The organism is Microbacterium sp., assembly GCF_041909575.1.
Lineage (GTDB): Bacteria > Actinomycetota > Actinomycetes > Actinomycetales > Microbacteriaceae > Microbacterium.
In genome coordinates this window covers 21309-36153 of record NZ_JAYRDE010000004.1, presented here as the reverse complement: position 1 = coordinate 36153, position 14845 = coordinate 21309, and the positions used below count along the sequence as shown (strand labels likewise).

At 72.7% G+C, this 14845-nt stretch carries 13 protein-coding genes; 4 read left to right on the top strand and 9 right to left on the bottom strand.

Translation table 11 applies throughout. From position 1 onward, the window contains the following. The gene (locus ACE3O1_RS01265; protein ID WP_374311623.1) at positions 1 to 1269 is read right to left on the bottom strand and encodes an extracellular solute-binding protein; all 1269 of its coding nucleotides are present in this window, start codon (positions 1267 to 1269) and stop codon (positions 1 to 3) included. 217 nt (positions 1270 to 1486) lie between these two features. Between ACE3O1_RS01265 and ACE3O1_RS01260 the strand changes: the two genes are divergently transcribed. Then, a complete protein-coding gene (locus ACE3O1_RS01260; RefSeq protein ID WP_374311621.1) occupies positions 1487 to 2494 on the top strand; it encodes a LacI family DNA-binding transcriptional regulator in 1008 nt (335 codons plus the stop codon). Between the two features lie 91 nt (positions 2495 to 2585). Here the strand turns inward: ACE3O1_RS01260 and ACE3O1_RS01255 are convergent, their stop codons facing one another. Next, positions 2586 to 3362 (bottom strand): IclR family transcriptional regulator, encoded by a 777-nt coding sequence (locus ACE3O1_RS01255; RefSeq protein ID WP_374311619.1) that lies wholly within the window; start codon positions 3360 to 3362, stop codon positions 2586 to 2588. 61 nt (positions 3363 to 3423) lie between these two features. Here ACE3O1_RS01255 and hutH point away from each other — a divergent pair, with 61 nt between their 5' ends. The 3 genes from hutH (at position 3424) to hutI (ending at position 7996) form a co-directional block, all read left to right on the top strand. Next, a complete protein-coding gene (gene hutH, locus ACE3O1_RS01250; RefSeq protein WP_374311616.1) occupies positions 3424 to 5001 on the top strand; it encodes a histidine ammonia-lyase in 1578 nt (525 codons plus the stop codon). 107 nt (positions 5002 to 5108) lie between these two features. Then, the gene (gene hutU / locus ACE3O1_RS01245; protein WP_374311614.1) at positions 5109 to 6785 is read left to right on the top strand and encodes a urocanate hydratase; all 1677 of its coding nucleotides are present in this window, start codon (positions 5109 to 5111) and stop codon (positions 6783 to 6785) included. Positions 6786 to 6814: 29 nt separating this feature from the next. Beyond that, complete coding sequence (hutI, locus tag ACE3O1_RS01240) at positions 6815 to 7996, top strand: imidazolonepropionase (protein ID WP_374311612.1); 1182 nt, start codon at positions 6815 to 6817, stop codon at positions 7994 to 7996. A gap of 259 nt (positions 7997 to 8255) precedes the next feature. Here hutI and ACE3O1_RS01235 read toward each other — a convergent pair whose 3' ends face one another. The 7 genes from ACE3O1_RS01235 to ACE3O1_RS01205 form a co-directional block, all read right to left on the bottom strand. Further along, the gene (locus tag ACE3O1_RS01235; RefSeq protein ID WP_374311610.1) at positions 8256 to 8726 is read right to left on the bottom strand and encodes a histidine phosphatase family protein; all 471 of its coding nucleotides are present in this window, start codon (positions 8724 to 8726) and stop codon (positions 8256 to 8258) included. Beyond that, a complete protein-coding gene (locus ACE3O1_RS01230; protein WP_374311608.1) occupies positions 8723 to 9631 on the bottom strand; it encodes an agmatinase family protein in 909 nt (302 codons plus the stop codon). The genes ACE3O1_RS01235 and ACE3O1_RS01230 overlap by 4 nt, the downstream gene beginning before the upstream one ends. 72 nt (positions 9632 to 9703) lie before the next feature. Beyond that, positions 9704 to 10045, bottom strand: coding sequence for a gamma-glutamylcyclotransferase family protein (locus tag ACE3O1_RS01225; RefSeq protein WP_374311606.1), 342 nt, complete (start codon positions 10043 to 10045; stop codon positions 9704 to 9706). 23 nt (positions 10046 to 10068) lie between these two features. Further along, positions 10069 to 11340: a DUF445 domain-containing protein gene (locus tag ACE3O1_RS01220; RefSeq protein ID WP_374311604.1), complete on the bottom strand. Its 1272-nt coding sequence runs from the start codon at positions 11338 to 11340 to the stop codon at positions 10069 to 10071. Between the two features lie 94 nt (positions 11341 to 11434). Beyond that, positions 11435 to 12754 (bottom strand): hypothetical protein, encoded by a 1320-nt coding sequence (locus ACE3O1_RS01215; protein WP_374311602.1) that lies wholly within the window; start codon positions 12752 to 12754, stop codon positions 11435 to 11437. Positions 12755 to 12858: 104 nt separating this feature from the next. Beyond that, positions 12859 to 14031: an acyl-CoA dehydrogenase family protein gene (locus tag ACE3O1_RS01210; protein ID WP_374311600.1), complete on the bottom strand. Its 1173-nt coding sequence runs from the start codon at positions 14029 to 14031 to the stop codon at positions 12859 to 12861. Further along, positions 14028 to 14786 carry an alpha/beta fold hydrolase gene (locus ACE3O1_RS01205; RefSeq protein ID WP_374311598.1) on the bottom strand — a complete coding sequence of 253 codons (759 nt, stop codon included), beginning with the start codon at positions 14784 to 14786 and terminating at the stop codon, positions 14028 to 14030. The genes ACE3O1_RS01210 and ACE3O1_RS01205 overlap by 4 nt, the downstream gene beginning before the upstream one ends. Positions 14787 to 14845: the final 59 nt, after the last annotated feature.

Below are 14845 nucleotides of genomic sequence, written 5' to 3'. Positions count from 1 at the left end.
TCAGTCCACGACCGCTTCGGTGTTGGCCTGGACCGTGTCGAGGATCTCCTGCGGATCGCCGGACTTCAGCCCTTCGAGCGAGGCGTTGAAGTCGGTGATGACCGCGGCGATGCCGTCGTTCGTGGGTACGCCCTTCGCGTAGTCCGCTCCCGCCAGGAATGCGGCCAGGTCGGGGTTGTCCGCCGTCCACTGGTCGGCGGCCGACTGCACCGAGGGCATCGGTCCGAAGGCCTCGGAGAACGCGAGCTGCTGCTCGGCGGTGGTCAGGTACTCCACCAGCTCGAGGGCCGCCTGCTGGTTGGGGCTGTCGGCGGCCATTCCCCAGCAGTTCGTGAACTGCATCGTTCCCTGGCCGGCCGGACCCGCCGGCAGCTCGGCGACGACGTACTCCACGTCGGGGAAGTCGTTCGACAGTGCGCCGGTGATCCAGTTGCCCTCGATGGTCATCGCGGCCAGCTCCTGGCCGAATGCCTCGCCGCCCCAGCCGGCGCCGAGGTCGGTCGTCGCGTAGGCGAAGCTGCCGGCGTTCATCTGCTCCTGCACGTAGGTGAGGGCCTCGACGTTCTCCGCGCTGTTGGCGACGGCCTCGGTGCCGTCATCGCTGACGAGCTGGCCGCCCGCCTGCGCCATGAACGCCCCGAGACGCTGATACTCGGCGCCGAACGCCAGACCCGTCACCCCGTCGGTGGTGAGCGTCTGGGCGACCTCGGCCAGCTCGTCCCACGTGGTGGGGACGTCGTCGTCGGTCAGGCCCGCGGCATCCCACAGCCCCTTGTTGATGATGAGCTGCAGGGTCGAGAAGTCCTTCGGGGCGCAGTAGAACTGGTCGTCGACGGTGAAGTTCTCGACGAGCGAGGGGTAGAAGTCGTCCTTGTTCTCGAGCAGGTCGCCGTAGGCGATGAGCGAGCCGTTCCCGGCGTAGCCGGCCAGCGCCTCGGACGCGAGGTAGAACAGGTCCGGCGGCGAGCCCGCCGCGAAGCCCTGCGACAGCTGCTGGGGGAGGTCGTTGGCGACCTGGACGGATGCCTCGACCCCCGACTCCTCGGACCACGCCGCGACGGCCTCTTCGACCGCGGCGGTCTCGGCGTCGCCCGAGGATCCGATGAGGATCGAGAGCGCGTCGTCGCTCGACGTGAGTTCGCCCGCGTCGCCGGTCGACCCGGTGCCGCCCTCGTCGTCGAAGCCCGAGCCGCATCCGGTGAGGGCCAGCGTGCCGGTGAGCACCAGGGCTCCCGCACCGAGCCAGGCGCGTGTGTGTTGCCGTGTCATGAGTCTCTCTCCTTCGATGAGCCGTGACGGGTCACTCTCGACCCCTTTGATCGCGTTCGCGTGATCGCCGCGCGGAGGCTGCATGCGCGCTCCGGACTTTGAACGATCAAAGTTTCGTGCGAGACATACCGTAAGAAGACCGCGACCCTCCTGTCAAGGGGGTTCTATCGCGCATAGGATGCCTCTCGAGCGATGACGGTCCGCGTGAGGGGGTGCGATGTCGAAGCTTCCGACGGTGGAGGACGTCGCGCTGGTGGCCGGTGTCTCGCGCCAGACGGTGTCGAACGTGATCAACACGCCCGGTATCGTCCGCGCCTCGACCAGAGAGCGCGTGGAGGCGGCGATCGCCGAGCTCGGCTATCGGCCCCACATGGCCGCGCGACGCCTGCGCACGCGGCGCAGCTCGACCATCGGCATCCATCTCGATCCCTACGCGGGCGGGATCTCGGGCGTCGTGCTGGACCGTTTCGTGCACGCCCTGACCGAGCACGCCGGCGCGCGGGGGATGCGCATCCAGCTGTACGCCGCGCGCAGTCCCGGCGAGGAGATCCAGCGCATGGGCGAGCTCACCGAGGGCGGCGAGATCGACGCGGTCGTGATCACGGGCACCTTCCACGGCGACCCCCGCACGCGCTGGCTCGCCGAGCGCGGCGTGCCGTTCGTCGCGTTCGGCAGGCCGTGGGGCGACGACGACGTCGCGCAGCCCGCGCACCTGTGGGTGGACGTCGACGGCGCCGCCGGCACGCGCGCCGCGACGGAGCACCTGCTCGCGATCGCCGGTCCGCGCATCGCATTTCTGGGCTGGCCGCGGGGCTCGGGGACCGGGGACGACCGCGAGCGCGGCTGGCGCGAGGCGATGGCCGCCGCCGGGGCGACCGGGGAGCGCCGCACGTGCCGGGAGAGCGTCGGCGAGGCGCGCACGTTGACGGCCGACCTGCTCGCCGAGGCGGAGGTCGACGGGATCGTGTGCGTGAGCGACTCTCTCGCGATCGGTGCTCACCTCGCCACGGCCGCGGCCGGCCGGGCGGATCTGCCCGTGGTCGGCTTCGACAACACCCCGGCGGCCGAGGCCATCGGCATCAGCAGCGTCGAGCAGCTGCCCGAGCAGGTCGCGGCGGGCGTCCTCGAGCTGCTCATGGGGGCGACCGGCAGCATCGTGGCCCCGCGTGCGGCAGCTGCGGGCGAGGCGCACGTGCTCGTCGAGCCCCGCCTCGTGATCCGCTGACCTCCGTTCCTGGTCCGTTTGTGCGGGCGTTTGCGCGCCTGATCGTCGGCCCGAGCGCACACTCGCCCGCACAAACGGATGAGAGAGGGGGTCAGTGGCGGCCGATGCGGCGCTCGAGTTCGCGGGCGGTGTCGCCCAGCAGGGCGGCGAGCGCAGCGGCGTCGCGCTCCGCGTCGACGGGCCAGGTGAGCGCGAGGGCGGCGGCGGGCCAGCCGGCGTGGTCGCGCACGACGACGCCGACCGAGCGCAGCCCGAGCGTGACCTCGCCGTCCTCTACGGCGTACCCCCGCGCACGCACCTCGCGCAGCACGTCCCGCAGCTCGCCGGGGCGCGACGGACCCCGGCCGGTGCGGTCGGCGAAAGACGAGGCATCCGGATACAGCGCCCTGACCTGCTCGCGCGGGAGCGTGGCGAGCATCGCCCGGCCGGTCGCGGTGAGATGGCCGGGCAGCCGCACGCCCACGTCGGTGACGAGCGCGGGGCGGCGCGGGGCGCGCTCCTCGACGATGTAGAGCACGTCCCGGCCGGTCATCACGGCCAGGTGTGCGCTCTCGCCCGCCCGGTCGGCGAGCGCGGCGACGAGGGGGCGGCCGAGGCGGGCGAGGGGCTGCTGGCGCGAGTAGCCGCCGGCGAGCTCGAAGGCGGCCGTGCCGAGTCCCCATCGCCGATCCGACGGGAAGTGGATGACGAACCCGTGGGCGGCCAGAGCGTCGAGCAGGTGGTAGACGCTCGATCGGGGGATGCCGAGCGTCGACGAGATCGTGCTCGCCGCCGCGGGCCCGCGCTGACGCGCGAGGAAGGACAGGATCCGCAGTGTCTGATCTGCCGCGGGGACCTGCGGGCGCGAGGACGGGCCTTTGTCTGGCATACCAGACACAGGATGCCACGACCCCGTGTCGGATGCCAGGGCGACGGTGTGGAATCGACCCATGACCACCGTCACCGACTCGCGCGTCGTCACCGTCGGCGTCGCCCCCCTGACCCCCGAGGACGTCGTCGCGGTGGCGCGCCACGACGCCCGCGTCGAAGTGGCCCCCGAAGCCCTCGCGCGCGTCGCCGCCGCGCGCGCCCTCGTCGAAGGTCTGGCGGACGACCCTGACCCGCACTACGGCATCTCGACGGGGTTCGGCGCGCTCGCCACGACGTTCATCGCCCCGGACCGCCGCCTCCAGCTGCAGGAGAGCCTGATCCGCAGCCACGCCGCCGGCACCGGACCCGAGGTCGAGCGCGAGGTCGTCCGCGCGCTCCAGCTGCTGCGCCTGCAGACCCTCGCCACCGGGCACACCGGCGTCCGCCCCGTCGTCGTCGAGACCTACGCCGCGATGCTCAACGCCGGCATCACCCCGATCGTGCGGGAATACGGATCCCTCGGCTGCTCGGGAGACCTCGCGCCCCTGTCGCACGTCGCGCTCGCCTCGATGGGCGAGGGTCGGGTGCGCGACGCCGACGGGACCGAGGTGGATGCCTCGGACGCGCTGGCCGCGGCATCCGTCCCGCCCCTCGTCCTGCGCGAGAAGGAAGGGCTCGCCCTCATCAACGGCACGGACGGCATGCTCGGGATGCTGCTCCTCGCGCTGCACGATCTGTCGGTGCTGCTCGACACGGCCGACGTCGCGGCCGCGATGTCGGTGGAGTCGCAGCTCGGCACCGATGCGGTGTTCGCCGCCGACCTGCAGGCGCTGCGGCCGCAGCTCGGGCAGGCGGCATCGGCCGCGAACCTGCGCGCCGTGCTCGCGGGCTCGCCGATCGTCGCTTCGCACCGCGATCCGGCCGTGTGCACGCGCGTGCAGGACGCCTACTCGCTGCGCTGCTCGCCACAGGTGCACGGCGCCGCGCGGGACACCGCCGATCACGCCCGGCTGATCGCCTCGCGCGAGCTCGCGGCGGCCGTCGACAATCCCGTCATCACCGATGACGGGCGGGTCGAGTCCAACGGCAACTTCCACGGCGCTCCCGTGGCGTACGTGCTCGACTTCCTCGCGATCGCCGTCGCCGACGTCGCCTCGATCTCGGAGCGTCGCACCGATCGCGCGCTCGACCCGGCCCGCAGCCACGGCCTGCCGCCGTTCCTCGCCCACGAGGTGGGGGTGGACTCGGGCCTGATGATCGCCCAGTACGCCGCGGCGGGGATCGTGTCGGAGCTCAAGCGCCTCGCCGTCCCGGCATCCGTCGACTCGATCCCCTCCAGTGCGATGCAGGAGGACCACGTCTCGATGGGGTGGGCGGCCGCGCGCAAGCTGCGCCGCGGGATCGACGGGCTCGCCCGGGTGCTCGCGATCGAGGTCCTCACCGGGGCGCGGGCGCTCGACCTGCGTGCCCCCCTGCGTCCCGGGCGCGCGACCGGAGCGGTGCGCGACCTGGTGCGCGCCGCCGGCGTCGACGGCCCCGGACGCGACCGGTTCCTCTCGCCCGACATGGAGGCCGTCACCGCGCTCGTGGCTTCGGGCGCCGTGGCGCGGGCCGCGTTCGAGAACACCGGGCTCGAACCGGATCAGGCGATCCGGTGAGATCAGGCGGATCCGACCGACATGAGCCTGATTCCGTCGAATCGCCTGATTGCGGGAACGGTCCGCCGCCCGTCCACCACCCCCGGCACGACCACGAAGGAGTGACGATGACCGCCACAGAGACCGCCCGCACCGTCCGCGCGCCGCGCGGACCCGAGCGCACCGCGAAGAGCTGGGGCGCCGAGGCCGCCAAGCGCATGCTCATGAACAACCTCGACCCCGAGGTCGCCGAGCACCCCGAGGACCTCGTCGTGTACGGCGGGACCGGCAAGGCCGCCCGCAGCTGGGAGGCCTACGACGCGATCGTGCGCACCCTCGACGAGCTCGAGCCCGACGAGACGCTGCTGGTGCAGTCGGGCAAGCCCGTCGGCGTCTTCCGCACGCACGAGTGGGCGCCGCGGGTGCTCATCGCGAACTCGAACCTCGTGGGCGACTGGGCGACGTGGCCGGAGTTCCGCAGGCTCGAGGCGCTCGGCCTGACGATGTACGGGCAGATGACGGCCGGGTCGTGGATCTACATCGGCACGCAGGGAATCCTCCAGGGCACGTACGAGACATTCGCCGCCGTGGCGCGGTCTCTCGGGCGCGAGGACCTCTCGGGCACGCTCACGCTCACCGGCGGCGCCGGCGGCATGGGCGGCGCGCAGCCGCTGGCCGTCACGCTCAACGGCGGCGCGGTGCTCATCGTCGACGTCGACGAGTCCCGCCTCGCGCGCCGCGTGGAGCACGGCTACCTCGACGAGTACACGACCGACCTCGAAGCCGCCGTGGCCCGCGTCGCCGCCGCGAAGGCCGCGGGCGAGGCCCTCTCGGTCGGCGTCGTCGGCAACGCCGCCGAGGTGTTCGGCGACCTGCTCCTGCGCCACCGGGCCGGAGAGCTCGAGGTCGACATCGTGACCGACCAGACGAGCGCGCACGACCCCCTCGCCTACCTGCCGGTGGGGATAGCCTTCGAGGACTGGAGGGCCGAGGCATCCCGCGATCCCGAAGGCTTCACCGCCCGCGCGCGAGGGAGCATGGCCAAGCACGTGGCGGCGATGGTCGGATTCCAGGATGCCGGAGCCGAGGTGTTCGACTACGGCAACTCGATCCGCGCCGAGGCGCAGCTGGGCGGGTTCGAGCGGGCCTTCGCATTCCCCGGATTCGTGCCGGCGTATATCCGGCCGCAGTTCGCCGAGGGCCGCGGACCGTTCCGGTGGGTGGCGCTCTCGGGTGACCCGGAGGACATCCGCAAGACCGACGAGGCCGTCAAGGCGCTCTTCCCCGACAACGCGGGGCTCGTGCGCTGGCTCGACAAGGCCGGCGAGGCCGTGCACTTCGAGGGGCTGCCGGCGCGCATCTGCTGGCTCGGCTACCAGGAGCGCCACCTCGCCGGGCTGAAGTTCAACGAGATGGTGGCGTCCGGCGAGCTCGCCGGTCCCATCGTGATCGGCCGGGACCACCTCGATGCGGGGTCGGTCGCCTCGCCGTACCGCGAGACCGAGGCGATGGCGGACGGTTCGGACGCGATCGCCGACTGGCCGCTGCTCAACGCCCTCCTCAACACCGCCTCGGGCGCGGCGTGGGTGTCGATCCACCACGGCGGCGGCGTCGGCATCGGACGCTCGATCCACGCCGGGCAGGTCACGGTCGCCGACGGGACGCCACTGGCCGCCGAGAAGCTCGCGCGCGTGCTGACGAACGACCCCGGAACCGGCGTCATGCGCCACGTCGACGCCGGGTACGACCGGGCCAAGGAGGTCGCGCGCGAGCGCGGCCTGCAGGTCCCGATGCTGGACGACTGACGCAGACCCCGTACCGAGAGGAGGCAACCGTGACCGCGACGCTCATCACGAACATCGGCGAGCTGACCACCAACGTCGCGCGCGACGGCGACCCGTGCGGCACGATGCACGGCGCCGCGGTGCTCCTCGAGGGATCGCGGATCGCCTGGGTCGGCGGGATGACGGATGCCCCGGCACAAGCCGCCGCTCGCTCCGGGGCGGAGATCGTCGACGCCCACGGCGAGGCGGTGCTCCCGGGGTTCGTCGACAGCCACACGCACCTCGTGTTCGGCGGGGACCGGGCCGACGAGTTCGAGGCGCGCACGACCGGCGCGCCCTATGCCGCGGGAGGCATACGCCGCACCGTCGCGGCCACGCGTGCCGCCAGCGACGAGGAGCTTCGCGCGCGGCTGGCGGGTTTCACCGCCGAGCTGCACGCTCAGGGGACGACGACCTTCGAGATCAAGACCGGCTACGGCCTCACCGTCGAGGACGAGACCCGCCTCGCCCGTCTCGCCGCGGAGGTCACTTCGGAGGTCACGTTCCTCGGCGCGCATGTCGTGCCGGCCGAGTACGCCGACCGGCGCGAGGAGTACGTGGATCTCGTCACCGGCCCGATGCTCGAGGCCGTGCGCCCGCACGCGCGCTGGATCGACGTGTTCTGCGAGCGCGGGGCGTTCACGCCGGACGAGTCGCGCCGGATCCTGACGGCCGGAGCGGCCCACGGACTGCTGCCGAGGGTGCACGGCAACCAGCTCGGCCCCGGAGAAGGCGTGCGCCTCGCGGTCGCGGCGGGCGCGGCATCCGTCGATCACTGCACCTACCTCGACGACGCCGACATCGCCGCCCTCGCGGAGTCCGAGACGGTGGCGACGCTCCTCCCGGGAGTGGAGTTCTCCACGCGGCAGCCGTACCCCGACGCGCGGCGGCTGATCGACGCGGGCGTCACGGTCGCCCTCGCGAGCGACTGCAACCCCGGATCGAGCTTCACGAGCTCGATGCCTCTCATGGTCGCGCTCGCGGTGCGGGAGATGGGCATGACGCCGGCCGAGGCGGTGTGGGCGGCGACCGCCGGCGGCGCCCGGGCCCTGCGTCGCGACGACGTCGGCGCGATCGCTCCGGGCATGCGCGCCGACCTCGTGCTGCTGGCCGCGCCCACGCGCGTGCACCTGGCCTACCGGCCCGGCGTGCCCCTCGTGCGGACGGTGTGGAAGGACGGCGCCCGGGTCTAGCTCGGGCGGGGCCGGGCGCGCCCGCGGGGCAGGGCTCCGTCTCGCGTGCGGCGCATAACTCCTGCAGAATCGCGGTCGACACGGTGCGGCTTCGCGGAATTCCGCCGAGGAAGGGGCGCCGGGCGAGCAGAGTGCAGGAGTTATGCGCCCGGCGGAGCCAGGAGCCAGGAGCCAGGAGCCAGGAGCCAGGAGCAGGAGCCAGGAGCCAGGAGTCAGAAGCCAGCAGCCAGGAGCAGGCGCCGGGCGCCCCGGCGTGCCCTCAGCGCGGGGTGTCGAAGGTCCAGTCGTCGGGGTCGAGGGCCGTTGCCGCGTTCCAGTCGTCGGCGCTCCACCGGAACGTCGCGACCGCGCAGGTGGGCATGTGGGCGATGCCGCCGTCCGAGAGGCGCTCGGCCAGCATGCTCAGGCCGGGGTCGTGCGCGACCACCATCACCGCCTCGGAGCCCGCCTCGGCGGCGGCAGCGAGCAGCACGTCCGCCGGTGCGCCGTAGAGGCGCTCCTGGGTCCGGACCGCGACGCCGGTCGCCGCGCCGAACGCGGCCGCGGTCGTGCGGGCGCGCAGCGCCGTGCTCGAGAGGATCACGTCCGGCCGGAAGGCCGTGTCGGCGAACCACCGCGCCATGCGCGGCGCATCCCCGGAGCCGCGCTCGTTCAGCGGACGGTCGTGATCGTCGAGCATCGCGTCGCCCCAGTCGGACTTGGCGTGCCGCACGAGCGCGAGCCGGATCATGCGGCGACCGCCCTTCCCGCGATCGCTCTGCCCGCGAGCAGCTCCAACACGCACAGCGCCGCCAGCCGCACGGTGCGCCCATCGGGTGTGTCGGCGGTCGCGTCCACCTCGACGATGTCGGCGCTGCGCACGCGGGGATCGGATGCCACCGCCCGGACGATCGTGCGCAGCTCCCAGGCCGCGAGCCCGCCGGGCACCGAGGCCGGGCAACCCGGCGCCACCGAGCGGTCGCACACGTCCACGTCGATGTCGAGGTGGATGCCGCCGCCTCCGGCGCCCGCGATCTCGAGTGCCTCGGCTACGACGTCGGCCGAGCCCCTTCGGCGCACCTCGTCGAGCCCGACGACCGTGATCCCGAGGTCGGCGGCGCGCTGGGCGTAGGCGACCGAGTTGGCGAAGTCGGCGATGCCGAGCTGCACGATCCGCCGGGGGTCCAGGCCGTCCTCGACGAGCCGGCGCACCGGCGAGCCGTTCGAGACCCCGTCGCGCAGATCGAAGTGGGCGTCGAGGGTGATGAGCCCCGTCGCGCCGGCGCCCTGCGCGACGGCGTAGGTCGCGGAGTTGTCGCCGCCGAGGGCGACGACGAGCGCGGCATCCGCTGACAGCTCCCGCACCGCGGCGCGGACGGATGCCTCGCCCTCCGGCCCGTCGGGCGACGCGATGTCGCCGGCGTCGGCGATGCGGAGGCTCTCGGCCAGGTCGACCGGCGGCGGGCCGAGCAGCGTCGGACTGAAGCGCCGGAGCGCGTCGCGCACGGCCGCGGGGGTGGCGTGCGCGCCCGTCGGCGAGAGCGACGTGCGCCATGCCGGCACGCCGAGCAGGACGGCGTCCCAGCCGCCGGATTCGGTCGCGGGTGCCGGCCAGCCGCCGGCCCGTGGCCACAGGGGATCGTGGGAGAGCGTCACGCCTCCGACGCTACTCCGCCGCGGCCCTCAGGCCGAGGCGCACACCCGGGCGGGTCGAGGGATCGGGGAGTGTCACGCCGAGACGTACACCCAGGCAGACCGTCCGCTGGCGAGCACGACCGAGACGCGACGGTACAGCGCGACCTCGTACTCGTCGGCGGCGTCGAGCTCGTCGTCGGTCACCCACAGAGCCTTGCCGACCACCTTGTCGAGCGGACTGCCGGTGGCGCGGACGATCGGGTGCACCGACATCCCCGACAGGTCGACGACGCGCGTGTCCTCGATCTCGGCGTAGTCCACGGTGTAGCCGGGAAGGACGTCGTCCTCCGCCGCGAGGCGGCGCCCGAACGTGTCGAGCTGGACATCGGGGTTCTGGAGCGTCCCGTAGCTGAAGAGGAGCTGGTCGGCGGCCACGGGACCAGGGTATCGTCGCGCGGTCAGCCGAGGAATGCGTGGGCGATGGAGAAGATCGCGAGCCCGGCCAGCGCGCCGACGATCGTGCCGTTGAGGCGGATGTACTGCAGGTCGCGTCCGACCATCAGCTCGATCTTCTCGGTGGTCTCGTTCGGGTCCCACCGCTCGACGGTGTCGGTGATGATCGAGGCGATGTCGTGACGGTACCGGTCGACGAGGAACACGGCGGCATCGGTGACCCAGGAGTCCACGCGGCGCTGGAGCGCGGCATCCGTCGTCAGCCGCTCGCCGATCTCCGCGAGCGCGGTCGCCGCTCGGCGCCGCAGCCCGCTGGCGGGGTCGGCGAGAGAGGCCAGCAGCCCGGCCTTGGCGGTGTTCCATGCTTCGGCGGCGAGTTCCCGGATGCGCGGGCTGTCGAAGAGCGTCGACTTCGCGTCCTCGAGGCGGCCGATGGTGCCCGGGTCGTGCTGCAGGTTCTCGGCGAGCCGGTCGAGGTACCCGTCCACGGCACCGCGGGCCGGATGCTGCGGGTCGGCCCGCACCGCAGCGACGAACTTGACCGCCTCGTTGTAGACCGTGTCGTCGACCAGGCGGTGCGCGATGGAGGGCACCCACCCGGGAAGCCGTCGCGACACGAGCCCCGTGAACGAGGCGCGATTGGCCTCGAGCCACGCGGCGATCGTCTCGGCGGCGAGGTCGACCGCTCCGTGGTGCGCCCCCGACTCGACGATGCGCCCGAGCCACGCCCCGAGCGGCGGTCCCCACTCCGGCGAGATGAGGTGCTCTCGGGCGAGGTCCTCGATCACGCTCTGCACGTCGTCGTCGCTGAGCGCCTGGAGAACACCGGAGGCCATGACGGATGCCTCGGCGGCGACCCGTTCGGCATGCTCGGGATCGCTCAGCCACTCGCCCAGCCGTGCCGAGATCGGTGTCGCGTCGAGCTTCGTCCGCACGACGTCGCCGCGCAGGAACTCCGTCTCGACGAACTCCCCGAGCGTGCGGCCGATCTCGTCCTTGCGACTGGGGATGATCGCGGTGTGGGGGATGGGGATGCCGAGCGGATGCCGGAACAGCGCGGTCACCGCGAACCAGTCCGCGAGAGCGCCGACCATCCCGCCCTCGGCGGCGGCGCGCACGTACGCGAGTGCGGGGACCTGCGCCTGGAACGCGAACGAGAACGCGAACACGACCGCCATGCCGACGAGTGCGCCGAGGGCGACGCCCTTCATGAGCCGCAGGCCGCGGCGTCGCTCCTGATCGGCCGGGCTCAGCAGTTCCGTCGCAGTGCGCGCCATGCCGTCATCCTCGCACGACGCCTCCGAAGCGCGGTGGGGCTTGTGGTCGAGGGCCGCCCGCGCCAGCGGCCCCCGTCCCGCCCGAGATGCTCCGCTACGAGATGGTCGTGGTCGTGACGTCGCGGGAGTCCCACACCCCGTCGCCGTCGTTGTCGTACTCCTGCGACCACTGGCCCAGGAATCCGTCCTCGTCGTACACGTACAGCTCGCGCATCGCCCGATCCGCCGCCCCGTCGCCGTCGTCGTCGAACTGGATCAGCACCGACACCATGCGCGCGGCCTCGTCGTACCCGTATTGCGTGCTCTCGGTCCGGTCCGCATCGCCGTCGCCGTCGCTGTCGTCCTCGTCCAGGATCGCGACGAGCTGACCCGCGGCGTCGTACGTGTGCGTCCGTGTGATCACCGAGACCGATTCCTCCGGCGTGCCGATCGCCTCCACGCTCACCCGCGACGTCGTGATGAGGAGGTCTCCCTCCCACACGTCGGTGCTGGTGATCGACGAGTCGACGACGCCGTCGCCCTCGGCGTCGACGGTCTCGACGTACTCGATCAGGCGCGCCTCGGAGTCATATGTCAGCGCGGTGGTCGCCACCTCGCCGTCCTCGCTCACGGTGACCCATCCGGTCAGGACCCCGCCCTTCGCATAGGTCCAGGTGGTGTCGTCGGCGGTGTCCCCGTACAGCCCCGATGTCTCGACGTGGGCCGTCAGGATCGCGCCGCGCACGCTGAAGGTGCGGGTCACCTCGTAGGCCCCGTCGATGACGCCGTCCGAGTCGATGTCGATCGCGAGGCGGTCCAGGACCGGGTTGCCTCGGCGGTCGAACTCCGCGTACGAGGAGGAGAGGTCGTCCGAGCCCCCGTCGCCGTCCGCATCGACCGTGATCGCGTACGTTGTCGTGGCCGGGTTCTTCGACGTCGTGATCGTGGTCACGGAGGAGTCGTCGATCACCCCGTCCGCGTCGTAGTCCACCGAGTAGACCGATCGCAGCAGGTCGCCGCGCGCGTCGTAGAAGGACTCGAACGTCGTCCGGAAGTCCGCGATCGGATCCGCGCCCTGGAACGTCTCCTCCGTCAGGAGGGTCTGCCGGCCGCGGTGGTCGTAGGTCGGGGTGATGATCGTCGTCGAATCGACCACGCCGTCGGCGTCGACGTCGCTCGCCATGACCCGCAGCTCCTCACGCCCGTGGCGGTCGATGGTGGTCGTCGTCGTCATGATGTAGTCCACGACACCGTCGCCGTCCGCGTCGCTCTCGAAGGTGTCGACGACGGTGACGCCGCGCAGGTTGTACGAGGGCGGCGCGGCGGTGGCGGCAGGGGCGGACAGCGCGACGACGGCGATCACCGCGGCCCCGGCGAGGGCGGCGGTTCCGGCACGGAGGGCGCGCGCGGGCGCGCGGAAGGGCATCGCTGACATGTCAGCCTCGATTTCGATCGGCCCCGGCGAGGGGAGGTGATGCCCGGCGGTCGTGTTCGACCGGCTGGCCGGAGTCTAGCCCCGCGCCCGCACCCGCGACAGGGTCAGTCCTCGAGCGGTCCCAGCCACGCCGATGCGACGGTCGCGTGCGCCGATTCCGGGTCGCTCGGATGGAACAGTCCGGCGAGCACGTCGCGGTAGAGGCGGCCGAGCTCGTGCGATGCGAAGTACGAGGATCCGCCCGCGACCAGCACGGCGTCATCGACGATCGACTTCGCCGCGACGACGGCCCGGTGCTTGAGGCCGGCGAGGAGCGAGAACCAGCGCGCAACGTGATCGGCCCGCTCGTCGACATCGCGCGCGAGGGCATCCAGCTGCGGTGGCAGCGCGTCGTAGGCCAGCGCCATTCCGGCGATGCGCCAGCGGATGTCGGGATCCTGGCTGTACGGCTTGCCCGACTTCTTCGATGTCCGCCGCCCCGCCGCGTCGACCGCGACGTCGAGCGCGCGGCGCGCCACGCCGGTGTAGACCGAGGCCAGCAGGATCTCGAAGACGCTGAAGATGCCGAACACGAGCGGATCGGGATTCGGGCCGGGGTCGATGCGGCGCGCGACCCGATCGGCGGGGGCGACGGCGCCGTGCAGCTCGGTCGTGCGCGACTGCGTGCCGCGCATCCCGAGGGTGTCCCAGTCGTCGCGCGTGATCACGCGGCCGGCGGCCTCCTCGTCCCGTGGCACGAAGGCGTAGACCATCTTCGGGGCGTCCGGCGACGTCGTGTCCAGGCCGTGCAGGCCGAGCTGCGTCCACACCGGTGCGAGCGAGGTGAAGATCTTCGTGCCGGTGAAGGCGTAGCCTCCGTCGGCGCGGGGAGCGGCATCCGTCCCGCTGCCGAACAGCACCAGGTCATTGCCCGCCTCGCTGATGCCGAACGCGAAGACCTCGCCCGCGGCCGCGCCCTCCTGGACGAACCGGAGTGCGTCGATGCCGCGGTCGGCGAGCACCTTGGCGACGCCCGTCCAGACGAGGTGCATGTTCACCGCGAGCGCCGTCGCCGGTGCGGCGCCGGCCAGCCGCTGCTGCAGGACGGATGCTTCGGCGAGGCCGAGCCCCGCACCCCCCAGCTCGGCGGGGACGAGGATCGAGAGATACCCGGCCTCGCGCAGCTCGGCCAGGTCGGCGTCGGGGAACGTGTTGTCGCGGTCGTGGATCGGGGCGCGCTCGCGGATGCGGGCGATGAGGTCGTCGGGCAGCAGCGCCTCGGGGTCGAACGCGCTCACGCGAGCACCTCGCGGAGGGCGGCGATCGTGGCCTCGGGCTCGTCGCGGTGGGGCGAGTGGCCGGCGCCGGCGACCACCGACATCGTGATCAGCGGGTTGGCCGCGACGACGGACTCGGCGGGCTTGCCGGCGAAGATGCTGTACACCTCTGGGTCGGACGCGATCACGTGCGTGGGCACGGCCAGGGCGGCCGCGGCATCCGTCACGTCCCATTCCGGATTCTGCGCGCTCGTCTGCTCGACGGCCCACCGGCTCGCCTGCTGCGCCGACAGCGCCTTGAGCTCGACGTCCTGGTCGTGCCAGTCGGGGTGCGCCGCCCGGACCGCGCGCATCGTCGGGTCGGCGAAGGAGTCCTCCTGGCTCGCGCGCACGACATCGCGGTCGTGGTCGGTCAGCGAGAGGGCGGGATCGATGAGCACCAGGTGCCGCGTCCACGAGGGATCGGCTGCCGCTGCCAGCGTCGCCGCCGCGCCGCCGAGCGAATGGCCGATCACGAGGTCCCATGCGCCGCCGTCGTGCGGGTGGGTGGCGGCGAGGTCGGCGCCGTAGGCGGTGAGCGTGTAGTCCAGCGTCCGCGGCGCCGTGCCGTGTCCGCGCAGATCGACCGCGTCGGCGCGCCAGCCGGCGTCGGCCAGCGCGACCCCGTAGCGCCACATCAGGGGGGCGTTCGAGCCCAGCCCGTGGACGAGCAGGGCGCGGCGTTCGGCGGCGGGATCGCCCCACGAGAGGCGGGGGAGCGTCACGGGTGCAGGCATACCGCCATGCTACGGATCCCCGGGGGCCGTCCGGTGCGTCGGCCCCTGACCTCCCGGCC

Excerpts from the sequence above, each read along its gene's own strand:
- ACE3O1_RS01265 (WP_374311623.1), bottom strand. The coding sequence starts at position 1,269 with ATGACACGGCAACACACACGCGCCTGGCTCGGTGCGGGAGCCCTGGTG.
- ACE3O1_RS01260 (WP_374311621.1), top strand. The coding sequence starts at position 1,487 with ATGTCGAAGCTTCCGACGGTGGAGGACGTCGCGCTGGTGGCCGGTGTC.
- ACE3O1_RS01255 (WP_374311619.1), bottom strand. The coding sequence starts at position 3,362 with ATGCCAGACAAAGGCCCGTCCTCGCGCCCGCAGGTCCCCGCGGCAGAT.
- hutH (WP_374311616.1), top strand. The coding sequence starts at position 3,424 with ATGACCACCGTCACCGACTCGCGCGTCGTCACCGTCGGCGTCGCCCCC.
- hutU (WP_374311614.1), top strand. The coding sequence starts at position 5,109 with ATGACCGCCACAGAGACCGCCCGCACCGTCCGCGCGCCGCGCGGACCC.
- ACE3O1_RS01235 (WP_374311610.1), bottom strand. The coding sequence starts at position 8,726 with ATGATCCGGCTCGCGCTCGTGCGGCACGCCAAGTCCGACTGGGGCGAC.
- ACE3O1_RS01220 (WP_374311604.1), bottom strand. The coding sequence starts at position 11,340 with ATGGCGCGCACTGCGACGGAACTGCTGAGCCCGGCCGATCAGGAGCGA.
- ACE3O1_RS01215 (WP_374311602.1), bottom strand. The coding sequence starts at position 12,754 with ATGTCAGCGATGCCCTTCCGCGCGCCCGCGCGCGCCCTCCGTGCCGGA.
- ACE3O1_RS01205 (WP_374311598.1), bottom strand. The coding sequence starts at position 14,786 with ATGCCTGCACCCGTGACGCTCCCCCGCCTCTCGTGGGGCGATCCCGCC.